This is a genomic window from Pseudarthrobacter sp. lyk4-40-TYG-27 (assembly GCF_030209295.1).
GTDB lineage: Bacteria > Actinomycetota > Actinomycetes > Actinomycetales > Micrococcaceae > Arthrobacter.
In genome coordinates, this window is sequence record NZ_JARVSH010000001.1 from 101,252 (window position 1) to 119,473 (window position 18,222).

General features: G+C 63.3%; 19 protein-coding genes. 15 read left to right on the top strand and 4 right to left on the bottom strand.

Going from position 1 to position 18,222, the window contains the following annotated elements; translation table 11 throughout:
* Positions 1 to 3: 3 nt before the first annotated feature.
* Positions 4 to 921, bottom strand: a complete 918-nt coding sequence (locus QRM96_RS00510; protein ID WP_026264521.1) for a LysR family transcriptional regulator — start codon at positions 919 to 921, stop codon at positions 4 to 6.
* Between the two features lie 96 nt (positions 922 to 1,017).
* Here QRM96_RS00510 and QRM96_RS00515 point away from each other — a divergent pair, with 96 nt between their 5' ends.
* The 9 genes from QRM96_RS00515 (at position 1,018) to QRM96_RS00555 (ending at position 11,745) form a co-directional block, all read left to right on the top strand.
* Positions 1,018 to 2,415, top strand: coding sequence for an NAD(P)/FAD-dependent oxidoreductase (locus tag QRM96_RS00515; RefSeq protein ID WP_109044484.1), 1,398 nt, complete (start codon positions 1,018 to 1,020; stop codon positions 2,413 to 2,415).
* Positions 2,412 to 3,143 (top strand): DUF1365 domain-containing protein, encoded by a 732-nt coding sequence (locus QRM96_RS00520; protein ID WP_285317933.1) that lies wholly within the window; start codon positions 2,412 to 2,414, stop codon positions 3,141 to 3,143. Before QRM96_RS00515 ends, QRM96_RS00520 begins: the two co-directional genes overlap by 4 nt.
* On the top strand, positions 3,140 to 4,513 hold the full coding sequence (locus QRM96_RS00525) for a class I SAM-dependent methyltransferase (RefSeq protein WP_285317935.1): 1,374 nt from the start codon (positions 3,140 to 3,142) through the stop codon (positions 4,511 to 4,513). The genes QRM96_RS00520 and QRM96_RS00525 overlap by 4 nt, the downstream gene beginning before the upstream one ends.
* Positions 4,513 to 5,751 carry an SAM-dependent methyltransferase gene (locus QRM96_RS00530; protein ID WP_018761536.1) on the top strand — a complete coding sequence of 413 codons (1,239 nt, stop codon included), beginning with the start codon at positions 4,513 to 4,515 and terminating at the stop codon, positions 5,749 to 5,751. The genes QRM96_RS00525 and QRM96_RS00530 overlap by 1 nt, the downstream gene beginning before the upstream one ends.
* Before the next feature lie 377 nt (positions 5,752 to 6,128).
* A complete protein-coding gene (nrdH, locus tag QRM96_RS00535) occupies positions 6,129 to 6,374 on the top strand; it encodes a glutaredoxin-like protein NrdH (RefSeq protein ID WP_013601222.1) in 246 nt (81 codons plus the stop codon).
* A gap of 84 nt (positions 6,375 to 6,458) precedes the next feature.
* Entirely contained in the window at positions 6,459 to 6,929 is a 471-nt protein-coding gene (gene nrdI, locus QRM96_RS00540; RefSeq protein ID WP_026264518.1) for a class Ib ribonucleoside-diphosphate reductase assembly flavoprotein NrdI, read from the top strand.
* Positions 6,930 to 6,949: 20 nt separating this feature from the next.
* Positions 6,950 to 9,070 (top strand): class 1b ribonucleoside-diphosphate reductase subunit alpha, encoded by a 2,121-nt coding sequence (nrdE, locus tag QRM96_RS00545; protein ID WP_285246337.1) that lies wholly within the window; start codon positions 6,950 to 6,952, stop codon positions 9,068 to 9,070.
* 109 nt (positions 9,071 to 9,179) lie between these two features.
* Positions 9,180 to 10,154 (top strand): class 1b ribonucleoside-diphosphate reductase subunit beta, encoded by a 975-nt coding sequence (gene nrdF / locus QRM96_RS00550; protein WP_018761532.1) that lies wholly within the window; start codon positions 9,180 to 9,182, stop codon positions 10,152 to 10,154.
* A gap of 787 nt (positions 10,155 to 10,941) precedes the next feature.
* Complete coding sequence (locus QRM96_RS00555) at positions 10,942 to 11,745, top strand: hypothetical protein (RefSeq protein WP_285317937.1); 804 nt, start codon at positions 10,942 to 10,944, stop codon at positions 11,743 to 11,745.
* A gap of 279 nt (positions 11,746 to 12,024) precedes the next feature.
* On the opposite strand, the gene QRM96_RS20985 is transcribed toward QRM96_RS00555, so the two are convergent.
* Positions 12,025 to 12,870, bottom strand: a complete 846-nt coding sequence (locus QRM96_RS20985) for a DUF3995 domain-containing protein (RefSeq protein ID WP_350224052.1) — start codon at positions 12,868 to 12,870, stop codon at positions 12,025 to 12,027.
* A gap of 39 nt (positions 12,871 to 12,909) precedes the next feature.
* On the opposite strand from QRM96_RS20985, the gene QRM96_RS00565 reads away from it, so the two are divergent.
* Entirely contained in the window at positions 12,910 to 13,245 is a 336-nt protein-coding gene (locus QRM96_RS00565; RefSeq protein ID WP_133247071.1) for a hypothetical protein, read from the top strand.
* A gap of 84 nt (positions 13,246 to 13,329) precedes the next feature.
* On the opposite strand, the gene QRM96_RS00570 is transcribed toward QRM96_RS00565, so the two are convergent.
* Both QRM96_RS00570 and QRM96_RS00575 read right to left on the bottom strand, forming a co-directional pair.
* Entirely contained in the window at positions 13,330 to 13,491 is a 162-nt protein-coding gene (locus tag QRM96_RS00570; RefSeq protein ID WP_018761527.1) for a hypothetical protein, read from the bottom strand.
* Entirely contained in the window at positions 13,491 to 14,132 is a 642-nt protein-coding gene (locus QRM96_RS00575; protein ID WP_285317941.1) for a hypothetical protein, read from the bottom strand. Before QRM96_RS00575 ends, QRM96_RS00570 begins: the two co-directional genes overlap by 1 nt.
* 359 nt (positions 14,133 to 14,491) lie before the next feature.
* On the opposite strand from QRM96_RS00575, the gene QRM96_RS00580 reads away from it, so the two are divergent.
* The 5 genes from QRM96_RS00580 (at position 14,492) to QRM96_RS00600 (ending at position 18,207) form a co-directional block, all read left to right on the top strand.
* Positions 14,492 to 14,842, top strand: coding sequence for a DUF4259 domain-containing protein (locus QRM96_RS00580; RefSeq protein ID WP_285317942.1), 351 nt, complete (start codon positions 14,492 to 14,494; stop codon positions 14,840 to 14,842).
* 119 nt (positions 14,843 to 14,961) lie between these two features.
* The gene (locus QRM96_RS00585; protein WP_491340408.1) at positions 14,962 to 15,888 is read left to right on the top strand and encodes an ABC transporter ATP-binding protein; all 927 of its coding nucleotides are present in this window, start codon (positions 14,962 to 14,964) and stop codon (positions 15,886 to 15,888) included.
* Positions 15,836 to 17,128 (top strand): ABC transporter permease, encoded by a 1,293-nt coding sequence (locus QRM96_RS00590; protein WP_231369859.1) that lies wholly within the window; start codon positions 15,836 to 15,838, stop codon positions 17,126 to 17,128. The genes QRM96_RS00585 and QRM96_RS00590 overlap by 53 nt, the downstream gene beginning before the upstream one ends.
* A 28-nt stretch (positions 17,129 to 17,156) precedes the next feature.
* Positions 17,157 to 17,579: a hypothetical protein gene (locus QRM96_RS00595; protein ID WP_018761522.1), complete on the top strand. Its 423-nt coding sequence runs from the start codon at positions 17,157 to 17,159 to the stop codon at positions 17,577 to 17,579.
* A gap of 196 nt (positions 17,580 to 17,775) precedes the next feature.
* Positions 17,776 to 18,207: a hypothetical protein gene (locus QRM96_RS00600; RefSeq protein ID WP_285317945.1), complete on the top strand. Its 432-nt coding sequence runs from the start codon at positions 17,776 to 17,778 to the stop codon at positions 18,205 to 18,207.
* Positions 18,208 to 18,222 lie beyond the last annotated feature (15 nt).

Sequence of the window (18,222 nt, forward strand, 5' to 3'; positions counted from 1 at the left end):
GGGCTAATTCACTGCGGTGCGCATGCCGGCAAGGGTTTCAGCCAGCAGGTCGACGAACAGCTGCACCCGTGCCGTTTTCCGGTCATTGATCAGAAGCGCGAACACGTTGCGTGCCAGCCGGATCTCGGGGACGTCCAGCACTACCACCCCAGCCGGTTTGTTCCGCAGCGCGAGCTCCGGGACAAGGGCGGCGCCCAGCCCGGCAGCTGCCATTTCCAGGCTTGCGTGGAAGTCGTCGCTGTGCGCCACCACGCGCGGGTGCAGGTTGCAGCCGGCGAAGAGCCGCTCAATCACCATGGCATCACTGGTGCCGGGGTGGTGCATGATCCATGGCATGTCGGAGAGATGGTCCGCTGCCACCTTCGCGTCGGCGCGGAATCCCCAACCGGCAGGCAGCACCACCCGGAAGTCGTCGTCGCCAATCCATTGCCGGTTGATCGTGTTGGGCCAGGCGAAGCCGGTCTGGCCCACCTGGAACACTACCGCCAGGTCGAGGTCGCCGCCCGTCCGCAGCCCCTGGATGGTTTGGCCCGGTTCAGCCACGGACACCCGCAGGTCGATGCCCAGCTTCTTCCAGGCCGGATTTTTCAGGATCCGGGGCAGGACATAGGTGGCGAGGCTGGGGAAGATTCCCAGCCGGAGCTCCTGGCTTCCCGTGTCCTGTGCCCTGGACGCTGCCGCCATCAGGGCTTCGATGTCCGTGAGCACTTTCGCGGCGTGGCGGGTCATGACGACGGCGGCTTCCGTAGGGACCACGGCCCGCGCCGAGCGCTGGAAGAGCGTGACGCCGGTGTCCCGCTCCAGGGCGGACATCTGCTGCGAAACAGCGGAGGCAGTATAACCAAGTGTCGCGGCGGCCGCGGCGAATGAGCCAAGCCGCGTGACCTCCAATAAGGTCTTCAAGTGCACGGGGTTTACCACCAGCCCACAGTACTGCACCCATCCGCCGCCGCCACGGTACCGAATTGCCCTCTGTACACCCGGTCCGGCGGCAGATGTCCAACAGAGGAGCACGAATTGTCACCTAATCCAGCAGTAGATGCAGGCGGGCGACGGCGCATCGCCGTCATCGGCAGCGGCGTGGCCGGACTTACGGCCGCCTACGTGCTGAACCGGCAGGACAACGTCACCTTGTTCGAGGCAGATTCACGCCTGGGCGGCCATGCCCACACCCACGACATGCCCCAGCCGGACGGCAGCGCCATCGGCGTCGATACTGGTTTTATTGTTCACAATGAACGGACCTATCCCACGCTGCTGCGCTTGTTCGCCGAACTGGGCGTGGAAACCCAGGACTCGGAGATGAGCATGTCCATCCGCTGTGACGGCTGCGGACTCGAATATGCCGGCGCCCGGGACGGCGCACGCGGCATCATCGCCAAACCGTCGAGCCTGCTGCGCGGCCGCTACCTGCTGATGCTCCTGGAGGTCACCCGCTTCTACCGGAAGGCGCGCGAACTGCTCAGGACCGCGCCGCCGTCGGCCGTCAGCGGCGAGGTGGACGTTCCCGACCTGACGCTCGGCGCCTTCCTGGAGCGGGAAAAATTCAGCCCCTACTTCATCTCGCACTTCATGACCCCGGTAGTGAGCGCCGTCTGGTCCTGCGACCCCACCACCGCATTGTCCTACCCTGCGCGGTACCTCTTCACGTTCCTCGGCCACCACGGGATGCTGGGCATCAAAGGCTCACCGCAGTGGCGCACCGTCACCGGCGGCTCCGCCCGCTACGTCGAAAAGCTGGCTGCGACCCTTCCCGATGTCCGGTTGGAAACCCCGGTCACTGCCCTTCGGCGGACCCCTGACGGTGTGGAACTGGCAACTGCCGCTGGGCTGGAAGCCTTCGACGCCGTCGTCATCGCCACCCATCCGGCGCAGGCACTGGGGTTCCTGGCCGACGCAACGCCTGCGGAGAAGGAAGCGCTCGGCGGCATGCCGTACTCGGTCAACCACACCGTCTTCCACCGGGACCCCGCAGTCCTGCCCGCGGCGGAGAATGCCAGGGCTTCATGGAACTACCGGCTTCCCGGCTGCGACGCCCGACCGGACAAAGTCCTGGTCAGCTACGACCTGACGCGCCTGCAGCGGCTTGAACCGGCCGACGGCAGGCCGTACCTGGTCAGTCTTGGCGAGTCCGAACTGATTGCCGACGTCGCGGTCCTGGACAGGATGGTCTACGAGCACCCGCAGTACACCCCCGAGTCCCTGCAGGCCCAGCAGGCCATCAAGGCTCTCAGCAACGACCGGATCGCCTATGCCGGGGCCTATCTTGGCTGGGGCTTCCACGAAGACGGCGCCCTCTCCGGGGTCCGTGCCGCGGAGCAGCTCGGCCGCACCTGGCCGGTGGCCAGGGCCGATGACGGCGGAAACTCCTCCGGCGAGGGGGAGCGGGAACTGCTTGCCGCGGAACCGGCGTGACCATGGGTGCCGCCATCTACCGCACCGCCATCTCGCATGTGCGGCAGACCCCGCTGAAGAACGCGTTCACCTACCGCAGCTACAGCTGGTTCGTGGACGTGGATGACCTGCCACGCCTGCCCCGCCTGCTCCGGCCACTGGCGGAATTCCGCGCGGGAGACCATCTGGGCGATCCCGGGGCCAGCTTCAGGGCCAACGTGGAGCGTTACCTGCGGACGCAGGGAATCGAGCCCGACGGCGGCCCCATCCACATGCTGACCAGTGCCAGGGTTTTTGGCTACGTCTTCAACCCGCTGACGCTTTTCTGGTGCTACGGCACCAACGGAGAGCTCCGGTGCGTGGTGGCCGAGGTCCACAACACCTACGGCGAACGGCACTGCTACCTGCTCCGGACAGACCCCTCGGGACGCGCGTCAGTGCCGAAGGTTTTCTACGTTTCACCCTTTAACGACGTTGACGGCGAATACCGGATGAAGCTACCCGCCCCCGGAGAGCGGCTTGCGGTGTCAATCGTCCTGGAACGCGAAGGGCACCGACCCTTCGTGGCAACCATGGACGGCAGGCGTAAACCGGCCACCATCCGGAACATCCTCGCGGCAGCCGTTGCAGTGCCTGCCGCGCCGATGCTGGTATCCGCACTTATCAGGCTCCAGGGCGTTAAGCTCTGGGCAAGACGCCTGCCCGTCGTCGCCAGACCACATCACCCCCCACAGGAGGCAGTTCAATGACAATGACGGACGATAACGGCACCGCCTCGGCTGAGCGGCCGGCGGACCATCACGGTTCCGCCGCACCGTACACCGTGCCGCGGCCACCCGCGTCCATCGATGCGGGCATCTGGCCGGGAATTGCCGCCGTGCCTTCGGGTTTCAAGGCGAACGGTGCAGCGCGGATTGCGGACGGGATCTTCAAGGCCGCGGTGCGGCGCCTTCCGCTCGAGGTGCGCTACCCCGATGGCCAGGTGCTGGGTTCTGCCCCGGCCGGCTCGGGCGCACCCGTCATGACCATCCACCGGCCCGCGCAGTTTGCCCTGCGGCTGGGCGACGGGGGCTTGATCGGCCTGGGCGAGTCCTACATGGCCGGCGACTGGGATGCAGACAACCTGACAGCAGTGCTGGAGGTCTTCGCGGAGCGGGCGGGCACCCTGATACCGGTTCCGCTGCAGAAACTGCGGTCCATTTTCCTGCCGCGCCAGCCGCGGACGGAACGCAACTCCCTGAAGAACACCCGCTCCAATATCTCCCGTCACTACGACCTCTCCAACGAACTGTTCGCCACGTTCCTCGACGAGACCATGTCCTACTCCAGCGCGCTCTTCCCGGCATCGGGAAGCGCCGTGAAGGACATGCCGTGGGAGGGCTTCGCCGCCGCCCAGCAGGCGAAGATCGACCGACTGCTGGACAAGGCCGGCGTCGGACCCGGAACCCGGGTGCTTGAGATCGGCACCGGGTGGGGCGAACTGGCGCTGCGTGCAGCCGCCCGCGGCGCCACCGTCTACTCGGTCACGTTGTCCAGCGAGCAGCAGGCGCTGGCCCGGAAACGGGTGGCGGAGGCAGGCTACGCGGACCAGGTGACCATTGAGCTGAAGGATTACCGTGCCGTGGAGGGCGAATACGACGCCGTCGTGTCGGTCGAGATGATCGAGGCCGTCGGTTACGAATATTGGGCCACGTACTTCCAAACCATCGAGCGTGTCCTTGCCCCCGGCGGAAAGGTGGCCATCCAGGCCATCACCATCGCGCATGACCGGCTCCTGGCCACCCGGACCGGATACACCTGGGTGCACAAATACATCTTCCCGGGCGGCGTGATTCCGTCGGTGCGGGCCATCGAGGAAGTCACAGAGAAGCGGACCGGACTGCAGGTGCGTGAACGCCTTGCCTTCGGCGAACACTACGCCGAGACGCTGCGCCTCTGGGAGGAACGGTTCATGGCGCGGAAGGACGAGGTTGCTGAACTCGGCTTCGACGCCGTCTTCCAGCGGATGTGGCTCTTCTACCTTTGCTATTCAAGGGCCGGTTTTGCCTCGGGCTACCTGAACGTCCAGCAAATTGTGCTGGACCGGAGGAAGAACGCTGCCGTCAACGGAGGCCGCTGATGACCGCTGCACTTGCCGAAACGATCGCAGAGGTGTTGAGGCCTGTGGTGGGCGGGGACCTGCCTGTCCGCCTGAAGGCCTGGGACGGTTCGGAAGCGGGGCCGGTGGACGCCCCGGTGGTCCGGCTCAACAGCCCGGACGCCATCCGCCGGTTGCTGTGGAACCCCGGCGAACTTGGCGCCGCACAGGCTTACGTCACGGGTGAACTGGACATTGACGGTGACCTCAATTCGGCGCTGCAGCAGCTGTGGGAAGTGGTCCGGCAGCGCCGGTTGTCCGGCATCCGCCTTACGCCCGGAGTCATCGCCGGGATCGGCAGGATCGCCCGCTCGGCCGGGGCCCTGGGGACACCGCCGGCGCCCCCGGCAACACAGGCCAAGGTCCGGGGACGGCTGCACAGCCTGATCCGTGACCGCGCCGCGATCAGCCACCACTACGATCTCAGCAACGACTTCTACGGCCTGATCCTGGACCCGCAGATGGCCTACTCCAGCGGTTACTGGACGGAAGCTCCCGGTCCCGGCTACGGCGTCGAGGATGCCCAGCGCGACAAGCTGGACCTGGTGTGCCGCAAGATCGGGCTGGAACCGGGTATGCGCCTGCTGGACGTTGGCTGTGGATGGGGTTCCCTCAGCCTGCATGCCGCGCGTCAGTATGGAGCCAAGGTAGTTGGTGTCACTCTCTCCGTGGAACAGAAAGCATTCATCGACGCCCGGATCAACGAGTACGGCCTGGCGGACCAGGTGGAGATCCGGGTACAGGATTACCGCGAGATCCCGGACGGGCCATTCGACGCCGTTGCCTCCTTGGAGATGGGCGAACATGTGGGGCAGAAGAACTATCCCGTCTACGCCCAGGCCTTGTTCGATAACCTGGCGCCGGGCGGGAAAGTGCTGGTACAGCAGATGTCCCGGCGCGGCCGCCACCCCGGCGGCGGTCCGTTCATCGAATCATTCATCGCGCCGGACATGCACATGCGCCCGGTGGGGGAGACGTTGAACTTCCTCGAGGGCGCAGGGTTTGAGGTGGAGGGGGTCGAGGGCATGCGCAGGCACTACGTCCGCACCCTTGACGCCTGGTACGCGACGTTCGAGCAAAACCTGGACCGGGCCCGGGAAATGATGGGCCCGGAAGTGGTCCGTGTCTGGCGGCTGTACCTGGTGGGGGCCCTCCGCAGCTTTGCCGAAGGCCGGATGGGCGTAGAGCAGATCCTCTGCAGCAGGCCCGCCCCGCTATAGCGGCTCCCGCCGCTTCCACCGGCACCAGGCGGCGGGTGCGATTGGTCACCCCAAGGGGTTCCGAAGGTCACTTCGGGACCCCTTTTCCGTGCCCGGAAGCCCTGTGGACAACGCCGCGACACGCCGTCGATTTCGCGACACGCTGGCCGTTAATTGTGGCTAAGTAGTCCACAGGGTGTGGACGGAACTTCCAAAAATCCCGGGATCCCGGCCATTTTATGGGCCCCTGCCTGTGGATTAACGGTGCATTAAATGACATACTTGTAATACATCATCTTGGGGTCCAAAAGAGGCGCCTGCACTACATGTAGTATCTACATACGGCTTGGACGGGGACACCGCACCAGCAAGAGATTTCAACTAAGGGGACAGCGACAATGACCGTAACGGTTTACACGAAGCCTGCGTGTGTTCAGTGCAACGCCACCTACCGTGCGCTCGACAAAAAGGGCATCACCTACCAGAGCGTCGACATCTCCCAGGACGCCGAGGCGCTGGAGCGCCTGAAGGCACTGGGCTACATGCAGGCTCCCGTTGTGGTCACCGACCAGGATCACTGGTCAGGCTTCCGCCCGGACAAGATCGAGGAACTGGCACTGTCCGCCGTTTCCTCCGTAGCCTAAGGTTTCCGCTTTTCCCGACAGCAACAAGCTGAGGTGACGTCCATGGTGGCACCCACAGCACAGCGTGACCATGCGGCTCAGCGCATGGAGGCGTCCGCATTGGCCGGTGCACAGGCTGATGCAGGGCCGGTCAGTACCGGCAGCCAGCTCATCTACTTTTCCTCCGCATCCGAGAACACCAGCCGCTTCGTCAGGAAGCTAGGCCGTGAGGTGGCCCGGATCCCGCTCTACGCGAAGGACGCACCCCTCCTCGCCACCCGGCCGTTCGTGCTGGTGGTGCCTACTTACGGTGGCACCGGGGGAGAGGGGTCCGTTCCCAAGCAGGTCATCCGGTTCCTCAACAACCCGCAGAACAGGCAACTGCTCCGCGGCGTGATTGGTGCCGGCAACACGAACTTCGGGGACAACTACTGCATGGCCGGTGACATCATCGCCGCCAAGTGCAAAGTACCCCACCTTTATCGATTCGAACTTATGGGAACGCCGGAAGACGTCACCCGGGTCAACCAAGGATTGGACACGTTTTGGACACGACTGTCGCAGACACAGAAGTAACCAGGGCCGGGAAGCCCGAGATGCCGGCCGCCTACAAGGGCCTGGGCTACCACGAGCTGAACGCCATGCTGAACCTCTACGGTCCCAGCGGCGAAATCCAGTTTGAGGCGGACCGCGAGGCCGCCCACCAGTACTTCCTGCAGCACGTGAACAACAACACCGTGTTCTTCCATGACCTGGAGGAGAAGCTCGACTACCTGGTGAAGAACCAGTACTACGAGCGCGAAACGCTGGACCAGTACACGATGAACTTCATCCGTGAACTGTTCAACCGTGCCTACAAGAAGAAGTTCCGCTTCGAAACCTTCCTCGGTGCCTTCAAGTTCTACACCTCGTACACGCTGAAGACCTTTGACGGCAAGCGTTTCCTGGAGCGCTACGAGGACCGTGTGTGCATGGTTGCCTTGCACCTGGCCCGCGGCAACGAGCAGCTCGCCCTGCAGATGGTGGACGAGATCATCGAGGGCCGCTTCCAGCCGGCCACCCCCACCTTCCTGAACGCCGGCAAGAAGCAGCGCGGCGAGCTGGTCTCCTGCTTCCTGCTCCGCATCGAAGACAACATGGAGTCGATCGGCCGCTCCATCAACTCCGCGCTGCAGCTGTCCAAGCGCGGCGGCGGCGTGGCCTTCGCCCTGACCAACATCCGCGAGGTGGGCGCGCCCATCAAGCAGATCGAGAACCAGTCCTCCGGCGTCATCCCAGTGATGAAGCTCCTCGAAGACAGCTTCTCCTACGCCAACCAGCTCGGTGCCCGCCAGGGTGCCGGTGCCGTATACCTGCACGCCCACCACCCGGACATCTACCGCTTCCTGGACACCAAGCGGGAGAACGCGGACGAGAAGATCCGAATCAAGACCCTCTCCCTGGGCGTCGTCATCCCGGACATCACGTTCGAGCTGGCCAAGAAGGACGAGGACATGTACCTGTTCTCGCCGTACGACGTCGAACGCGTCTACGGCATGCCGTTCTCCGACGTCTCGGTCACCGAAAAGTACTACGAGATGGTGGACGATTCCCGGATCAAGAAGACCAAGATCAAGGCGCGCGAGTTCTTCCAGACCCTCGCCGAAATCCAGTTCGAGTCCGGCTACCCGTACATCATGTTCGAGGACACCGTGAACCGGGCCAACCCGATCGACGGCAAGATCATCATGTCCAACCTGTGCTCGGAGATCCTCCAGGTCTCCCAGCCCACCACGTACAACGATGACCTGTCCTACGCCGACACCGGCAAGGACATCTCCTGCAACCTGGGCTCGCTGAACATCGCCAAGACCATGGACTCGCCGGACTTCGGCCTCACCATCGAGACCGCGATCCGCTCGCTGTCCGCCGTCTCCGACATGTCCAACATCACCTCGGTGCCGTCCATCGCCAAGGGCAACGACCAGAGCCACGCCATCGGCCTGGGCCAGATGAACCTGCACGGCTACCTGGCGCGGGAACGGGTCCACTACGGCTCCGAAGAGGGCCTGGACTTCACCAACATCTACTTCTACTCGGTGGTGTACCACGCGGTGCGCGCCTCCAACCTGCTGGCCATCGAAACCGGCCAGACGTTTGGCGGCTTCGAGAAGTCCAAGTACGCCTCGGGGGAGTTCTTCGATAAGTACACGGAGCAGGAATGGGTTCCGCAGACCGAGAAGGTCCGCGAGCTCTTCAAGAACGTGCACATCCCCACGCAGGCTGACTGGCGCGAGCTGAAGGCTTCGGTCATGGAGCACGGCATCTACAACCAGAACCTGCAGGCCGTGCCGCCCACCGGCTCGATCTCCTACATCAACAACTCCACCTCCTCGATCCACCCGGTGGCGTCCAAGATCGAGATCCGCAAGGAAGGCAAGCTGGGCCGCGTGTACTACCCGGCGCCGTACCTGACGAACGACAACCTGGAGTACTACCAGGACGCGTACGAGATCGGCTACGAAAAGGTCATCGACACCTACGCCGCCGCGACCCAGCACGTGGACCAGGGCCTGTCCCTGACGCTGTTCTTCAAGGACACCGCCACCACGCGCGACATCAACAAGGCCCAGATCTACGCCTGGAAGAAGGGCATCAAGACGATCTACTACATCCGTCTCCGCCAGCTCGCGCTGGAAGGGACCGAGGTGGAGGGCTGCGTCAGCTGCATGCTGTAGCCCCGGCGGTCGAGCCAGTCGAGACCAAAGGTTGAGTACGACGGCGGGTGCCCGCCCGCCGTCGTACGCTTTAACTTAGAGAAAACCCACCCAACGCATAGGGGATGACATGACCGAAAAGGTCAAGCTGCTGAGCCACGTCGAGGCCATCAACTGGAACCGTATCCAGGACGACAAGGACGTGGACGTCTGGAACCGCCTGGTGAACAACTTCTGGCTGCCGGAGAAGGTGCCGCTGTCCAATGACGTCCAGTCCTGGAACACGCTGACGCCGGCCGAGCAGCAGCTCACCATGCGCGTGTTCACCGGCCTGACCCTGCTGGACACCATCCAGGGCACTGTTGGTGCTGTCTCGCTGATCCCGGACGCCCTGACTCCGCACGAGGAAGCCGTGTACACGAACATCGCGTTTATGGAGTCCGTGCACGCCAAGAGCTACTCCTCCATCTTCTCCACCCTGGCCTCCACCAAGGAGATTGACGAGGCGTTCCGCTGGTCCACGGAGAACGAGAACCTCCAGAAGAAGGCCCAGATCGTCATGGACTACTACCAGGGCGACGATCCCCTGAAGCGGAAGGTGGCCTCCACGCTGCTGGAGAGCTTCCTGTTCTACTCCGGCTTCTACCTGCCGATGTACTGGTCTTCGCGGGCCAAGCTGACCAACACGGCTGACCTGATCCGCCTGATCATCCGCGACGAAGCCGTGCATGGCTACTACATCGGCTACAAGTTCCAGAAGGGCCTGGAGAAGGTTTCCGAGGAGAAGCGCCAGGAGATCAAGGACTACACCTTCGAGCTGCTCTTCGAGCTGTACGAGAACGAGGTGCAGTACACCCACGACCTGTACGACGGCGTGGGCCTGGCCGAGGACGTCAAGAAGTTCCTGCACTACAACGCCAACAAGGCCCTGATGAACCTGGGCTACGAGGCGATGTTCCCCGCTTCCGTCACCGACGTGAACCCGGCGATCCTCTCGGCCCTGTCGCCCAACGCCGACGAGAACCACGACTTCTTCTCCGGATCCGGTTCGTCCTACGTGATCGGCAAGGCTGTCAATACTGAGGATGAGGACTGGGACTTCTAAATCGGGTGTGAGACCAGAAGCTGGTTGGCGGTTTTGCGGCTGGTTGTGAGTTGACGACTTAGTTGGCACCACTGACAAGCTAGTTGGCGCTGTGACATACAGGGGGCGCGGCGCCAACTAGCTTGGCCAGCTTCAGTCGCTTGGCCACTTTGACCTTGGCTGGTAATCGGCGCCGCGCCCGGTGTACGTCCACCGGCAGTTCACACTGAAATGTTTCCGCAACCGGTGCAAATGGCAATCAGATCCGGGGATGGCCGCCAGCCCCGCCGCGCTACGAAAGATCATGAATCCGTTGAGCCTGCATTCTCGTAGTCTCCGAAGCAAGATCAGCTCAAGCACCTTGCACGGGGGCCAGTCGGGTGGTTCAGTGCAGGCATGTCAGCAGCACCGACCGGGCCTCAGAGTCGTAAGCCGGTTGCCTCTAAAGAGGAAGCCCGGCGCAGGATCAACCGAATCGCGTACTGGTCGCTGCCCTTCATGATCGCCTTCGGGGTCTGGAATCTAATTCCGAACCTTCCTGATGCTTGGCGATTTGCAGTTATGCCCGTCGAGATCGTGTTTGTCGTCGTCTACGGAACGGCCGTTATCCGGTTCTCATTGTGGCAGCGTGACGAATACTGGCGGGAACGGGGCTCGCACCCGCGGCTCCGCTGGTCGGTCGCAGCGAGCGATCCCCCAATCCCTCCTTGCCCGGCCCAGTCTGGCAACGGGGCCTGCATGTACGTGGGGGACGGCGCTGCCGGGGGCTAGACTCGATTCATAAGCGAGCTTGGGGGAAGCAACGCATATGCGCATGGCAACAGGTCCTTTGGTATACGCAGTCCTCATCGTCGCGCTGGCCGGATGTGAGTACACCGGCCCGGAGAGCGCGCCGGTCAGTTCCCAGGCCCAGGCCGGCGGCACGCGAATGCTGTCCTTTGAGGAAAACGTTGATGAAGTTGCGCGCGCACTCATGGTTTCTTCGGATGAACCAGGGATGCCGACGGTTGGGGAACCATTAGGGAAACTATCGGTTGACCTCGCGCCAGGGGACTACGTGATCAAGAGTGCATGTGCTGGTGTTCACGGTGTCACAGTCTCCATTGTCCAAGGCGAGAAGCCAACGATAGGGGTGCCCTACACGTGTGACTCTGTCTTGGAGCGATTTGTCCGGCACGCCGGCGGCCCGATCACCATCAGTACCGTCTCGCCCGTGGACAAGCCTGCCGCCGCCGGTGTCATGCTTGAACTCAACACTGATCCGCGCGCGTCAGAGTTTGAGGACATGTCGGAATGGGTGGCTCGGCAGCTTCAACCCAAACTGCCTGGACAGTTGGCGGGTGCCGCCAGCTCAAGCTCGCCCACGAGCCAAGGATTATCGGCAGAACCGGGCAGCTACGAAGTGCAGTTCCTTTGCGACGGAGCGGCCGACGTTGAGTTTTCAGTGGCCAGTTGGACAGGGGCGGAAGTTTTGAGCCCGATGAGCATCCCTTGCAACGGAAACGTCTTCAAGGCCCCTGTTGAGCTCCGGACCCGGGGAGCAGAATTCAGCATGGTCCCGAGCAGCGGGACCAAAACCCGTTATGCCTTCAAGCTTGTTCCAAACCCGTAGTCGCTTCCGGCGGAAGTGGTGCCGTCCGTTCGCTTGGTCGGGGCCAGCTGATGGGCGGAGCTCTTCGTCCGGATAATGGTCTGCCTATCGCGTTTCGAGTGGGTGTTGCTTCGCCTCGCCCGCCATCCAGAGCCAAGGAACACCACGAAGGCAGCGCCGGCAGTGAAGAAGACCCCGTCGATGCCGGTCCAGCGAAGCGGTCGGAATTAGACATGGGGAACCCGGAGGGAGGCGTGTGCTGCAGCGGACACACCAGCTTCCGGCCCACCTTGATTGGACTTACGCAATCACTGGTGAGCTCCTTCGCGAGGTCCAGAGCGAGATAACCAGGGCTGTACCCCAAAGCAAGAACAGGGGATCCCACAACCATGCGTGTCCAATCATCGCGTTGAGGTCATAGCCACCTGAAGGATGGATCAACCCTCCTAGGACGGCACTGCTGACGACGGTGTTCACGCCCCCGTAGCTGACCAGGAGCAGGCCTCCGGCCCAGCTCACCGCACGCCAGAATCTTCGCCAGGGCATACGGTCATAAGCGACGACGACGGGGATCGTCGCTGCCAGCAACTTTCCTATCCCAACGAGGCCAAGCACTAGCCCTGCCTCAAGCGGGGCCTCCACGGACAGCTGGACCGCCCATTGGCCCACCGTGGCTACAAGCCATTGCCCACCCAGAGCCCAGTACAAGCTGAATCCGGCATGGACGATACCGGCTATGCATGCCAACCAAGCCAACGATCGGCTGAAGGACATTTTTCTCTCAAGCGTCACCTGGATCACTGTAGCTAATTGCTGACGGTCGGCGTCGGCTTGGAGGGCGCCGAGACGAACTGCGGCGCGTCGACAGCGGCGTCTCGAAGCTGGGCACCGTCCAACGTGGTGGACGATTCTGGCATGCCCATGCGTGCCGCTGGGGGAAAAATGGGGCGCCAAGCCCGGACCATTCTTCGTCGCTCTCGTCCTGCGGGCGCGGCGGGGTGGCTCCGGGACGTGCAGGTCCTGGAAAAAGCCACGGTCGTCCTTGGTCCACGGGCGGCGACCAACCAGCGGAACGACGGCGTGAGCCGCCCTGGATCCCCTAATCCGTCCGGGACGGATGGGTAGCATTTCAGCCTCTATGCTCATGGCAGGACTACGACTCGCTTTGCGAACTTGGGGGATCTGATGAAACCTAAACTTGGGATGCCGTGGCCGTTGATGTTATCTGGCGGGTTACTCTTTCTCTCCGTCGCGGCCATGGTCCTGCTTGGCCAAATGGGGCGGCCCTACTTTGTTTATGCGGGGGGTGTGGCGGCGGGCGCCGCTGTACTGTTGGGAACCTGCCTTCTTGCCGACGTCCGCGGATCGGCGCAATGGCTGGGGCAGGTCGCTCAGAACAATGCCTCGCTGTATGCAAAGGGGTCGGCTCCCGACAGCGGTGTCTACCGGATAGTGGGCGCAGGGATTGCTGTGCTGGGGGTTGCCATCGGCGTGGTCCTCCTGCTGAATCTGCCGTGGTGACTCGATCGGGACCGCCAACCTGCGACGAAGACTAGGACAAGCGCATGAAGGGTGGGCTGGTGTTCCTCTATTAGCCTGTGGCGCCTACATTTCATGTCCGCCGCCGCCCACCGTTTGACGGGCTTTCTGTCGCCGTTCGTCGGCTTGGAGGATGCCGTCACGGACGGCAGCGCGGATGATGCCGTAGAGGATGTAGAAGAACACTGCCACGAAGACGACGGACAGGACCAAGCTGTCGAGTGCCATTACTCTCCGTCACCTTCCGGCCAGAACTGCCGGGCGCCGGCCGCGGCATCGCGGAGTTGGGTTCCGTCAAGGTCAATGGAGGTTTCGGGCATGCCCATGTCGGTCCATTGGGTGACCAGGCGCATGGCTCCCGCCGGCGGCAAGGGCCACAGCCAGAGGGTTCCGCTGGCCGCCATCTCGTCGTCCCCGCCGCTGCCGCCTTGGCCTTGAAAGAGAACCACCGGCGGCTCCGGCTGGGGTGCGTCGGGTGCAGGGTGGGGTCTGTTCAGCATCGCCACGGTGGAGGCTTTGGAGCCGTCAGCAAACTCCACTCCGCAGAGAAGGGCCGCGAGAGGCATGCTGGCCTTGGCCCACCGGGCGTGCGGCTGGCTGAAGAAGGAAGCGTTGAGCTCAGCCCATTCTTCGTCGTTCTCGTCATGCCGACGCAACTTCCACGACAGATCAAAAAGGCAACCCGTGGAATACACCTTGACGGCTTCAACAGCCATGACGAACGTTGGCGACAGATGAAGGAAACGGCCAACCCCCACCACCGCGGGCAGCTCATGCCGCGGGGCGCCCGCCCATACGGGCGGTACGTAACGGATGGTACGGCCCCGGGGTGGTAATTCGGGTACGGGCAGGTCCTGGAAGAAGGTCAAGGCGGTTCCTTGGGGTGCTGGCGTCGACTGACCAGCGGAACAGCAGTGCGAGCCCGCCGTGGATCCCCCAATCCGTCCTTACGCGGCCCAGTCTACCGGCCGGTCTTGCCGGATCCACCGCGAGGACCTCGCGTCTTGACTGTCGGCTGGCGGCGCTTCGGTACGAAGGGACCGCTACGTCCGTGCTGCAGCCACATCAGATGTTCGCGACTCCAGGTCCGGGGCGCGTGATGTCTTCGCGCAACTCCGGACCGTGAGAACACGAAAAGGGTGCGCCCCGTTCGCTGGGCGCACCCTTTCGATCCTCCACAACCCGGATCCCCATCCGTTACCCCCATCATAAGCATGCTGATAGTTAGGTGGTCAAGACATGGCGAACTTACTGGGTCACGGCCCACGGCGCAGAGACCACCGCCGATGATGTAGAGATGGCCCTGGAGGCCGTTCAGCGCGTGCCGGGGCAGGACTCGGAGCGCGCCGAATTGTGGGACGATGCCGACGAACCGGAATGGCGCGCATCGCTTGACGGTTTGGTGGAGCGGCTCCGCGCAGCCCTGCGCTATCGTCGGCTGCAGGCCGGGAAGCGGGCGTGGCGAGGAGTCCGCCGCCGGAAGGATGCGGATGAGGGGGTGCGCCCGTTCACCGAGCGCACCCCCTTTATCCCCTCACAGCCGTCTCCCGTCGGCTGCATCTATCATAAGCATGCTTAGCTTTGTTCGCGCAATACCCATTGTCTCTAAATGGCGACATCGACAAAAGAACCTGGCCCTTGACGTGAAACGCGGGGGAGGAGGCCGGGTTCGCCAAACGATACGCTGGGATCATGACAATGGGGGAAACGGCGCAGGAGCCGCTGGTACACATTCAAGACTTCAGGATGGACTTCGGGGACACCACGGTCATCCGGGACCTGTCCTTTGATGTCCACGCCGGAGAGACCTTCGGGTTCCTTGGCAGCAACGGTTCCGGGAAGACCACCACCCTGCGGGCGCTCCTGGGTATTTACCGGCCCACGGCAGGGACGTTGCACATCGGCGGGAAGGTCTTCGAGCCCAGGGACGGGGCCAGCCTCGGATACCTGCCCGAGGAGCGCGGCCTGTACAAAAAGGAACACGTCCTGGACGTGATGGTGTACTTCGGCCGGCTCAAAGGATTGTCAAAGGCCTCGGCCCGGTCCTGGTCCGAGGACTACCTGGAACGGGTCGGACTGGCGGGCAAAGCCAAGACCCGGCTCGACAAACTCTCCAGCGGCCAGCAGCAGAAAGTCCAGCTCGGGGTTACCATCATGAACAACCCGGGACTGCTGATCCTGGACGAGCCCACCAAGGGCTTCGATCCGGTCAACCGGCGGCTGCTGATGGACATCATCGAAGAGCACAAGCGGGCCGGGGCGACCGTCATCATGGTCACCCACCAAATGGAGGAAGTCGAGCGGCTCTGCGACCGCGTCATCCTGCTCAAGGACGGCGTCTCCCGCGCCTACGGAACAGTGGAAGAGGTACAGGAAGAATTCGGCGGCACCGTCTACCGGGTCACCCACGACGGTCCGCTGCCTGCGTCGGCCCTGTTCGACGTCGTATCGGAGGAGAACGGCCGGGCTGAACTCTCGCCGCGGCCCGGGGCAACGGAGGAATCCGTTCTCCGCGCGCTCGTGGACGCCGGCGCCGGGATCCGGTCCTTTACCCCGGCAAGGATTTCCCTGGATGAAATCTTCATCCAGGTTTACGGCGAACAGCATGAACTGGCGGAAGGCTGAGATGGCAATGGGACAGCACAACCTCGGCACCGTCATCTCCTTCGAGTTCTTCCGGACCATCAAGAAGCGCGGATTCGTGATCGCCACCCTGGCGCTCCCGGTCATCCTCGTGCTCATCTTCGCGCTGGTGTACGCGTCCAACGCCAGCACCAAGGACACCGCGGCCGCACAGAAGAGCGCAAGGTTCGCGTTCACCTACACCGACGCGTCCGGAATCATCGTGCCCGCTGCTGCCAAACTGGCCGGCGGGACGGTAGCCGGCGACCCGGCGGCTGCCATCGCAGCTGTGAAAGACGGCACCTCGGAGGCTTACTTCGCCTACCCGGCCGACCCTGCGAAGGAATCGGTGAAGGTTTACGGGGCTGACAAAGGCATGTTCGAGAATGACAAATACCAAGCAGTGGCCAAAGAGCTTCTGGCGGTCTCAGCCCAGAACCAGGTGGGCTCACCCGAGCTGACCGCTGCCCTGACTGGAGCCGTTAAGTTTGACTCGCAAACGTTCAAGGACGGCAGCGTCGCGCCAGGCGTCGGCGGAATCATCCCGCCTTTGTTGTTCCTGGTCGTCTTCTACATTTCGATGATCCTTCTTTCGAACCAGATGCTGAACTCCACCCTGGAGGAGAAAGAAAACCGTGTCACCGAGATGATCCTGACCACGTTGAACCCAACCACACTCATTACCGGCAAGATCATCTCGCTGTTCGCCGTCGGGCTGGTCCAGATCCTGGTGTTCCTGGCGCCAGTGGGACTGGCTTACCTGTTCTTCCGGGACCGCCTGGCGTTGCCGGAGGTTGACTTGTCCTCCTTGGTCTTCGAACCCGGCCCCATGATCACCGGTGCGCTGCTCACGCTGGGCGGGTTCACGGTCTTCACCGGGGTCCTCGTAGCCATCGGGGCGATCATGCCAACCGCCAAGGAAGCCGGAACCGTCTTCGGTCCCCTCGTGGCGATGATGTTCATCCCCTTCTACACATTCAGCCTGATCATCTCCAATCCGGGTGCCCTGATCGTCCAGATCTTCACCTACTTCCCGCTGACCGCTCCCGTCACCGCCTTGCTTCGCAACGGGTTCGGAACCCTCAACCCTGTTGAAGCGACCATCGTCGTCGTCGAACTCTTCGTCGTCGGGACCCTGATCCTTCGACTGGCCGTCCATCTGTTCAGGTACGGATCCATTGAATACGGCCGCAAACTCTCCATTGCCGGAACGTTCCGCCGCAACGAGCTGGCCGCCAAATGACCCTGGTCCTGGCTCGGGGAAAGGTGCCATGACACCCGGTGCCGCCGGCGACGTCCTGATCAGGAGCGGCGTGATCCTGACAGGCCGGGCGCTCTTCAAGGGCTGGGCCATCACCACGACATTGTGGCTCGTCGGCCTGTATATCGTGCTGGCTGCCACCTCGCAGGGGTTCCTGCTCGACCTTGCCCTGATGGTCCTGATGTACGGGTATGGCATCGCGCTGGTGACGGGAGTCCCGCTGGCATGGATCCTTGGCCGCCTGCTCCGACCCATCCGCAACCAGTGGATCCATGTTGCCGCGTTCTTCATCGTGCCGACACTGGGCTTCTGGGCCCTGGGATCCGTGCTCGGCTTCGGTTGGTCCGTCGGTGCCCTCGGCCTGTGGGCAACCGTTGGTTTCGCCGCTGCCCTGGGTCGACTGGCCGTCTGGCGGGATGTGGCCGTCAGATGACCGCCGGCCGGCCCGCCGCCCGGGAAGTGAGGCATTGAGGAGCCGCTCAAGCTGGGGTGTCATCCTTTTCATCGGTGCAGCCCTGTCGGTAACGGGTTTCTGCATACTTGACGATGCATATTGGGCCGCCAGGCGCGAGCACCAACTGTTGTTTGTCGGCGCCCCCTTGAACTCCCTGGCCGCTTGGCTTCTCGTCGTGGCGGTTCCCATCGGCGCCGCAGGCCTGCTGCTCCTTCTTCCGGTGCTGATCGGCCGTATTCGCAGGAGAGCGGTGCGACGGCTCGCCGGATGGACCACCGTAGGAGGGGCCGCAGCGGCTGCGACCTGTTTTGGGGTGGTTGCCGTTTTCGCCCTCCTAGAGGCCACGGGGATCGGGGATACGGTCAGGCTGGAAGCCGTGGACGGACGGTCGGTGCTCGTTACCCAGGACGGATTCGACGGAGACGTGGTGGACATTTATACGGAGAACGGCAGCTTCTACTACAAATGGGCCCGCAGCGCCCCCGAGTTGTCCGGGTGGCCGCGGGTAAAGGACCGGGAGTGCAGGCTCGACGCGGGTGAGGCGGTGCTGCGGCTGGTGTGCGGGGAGAAAACGGTGGAAATCGACGTCGAAGAACCGGCCAGGTGAAACCGGGGGCCAGGC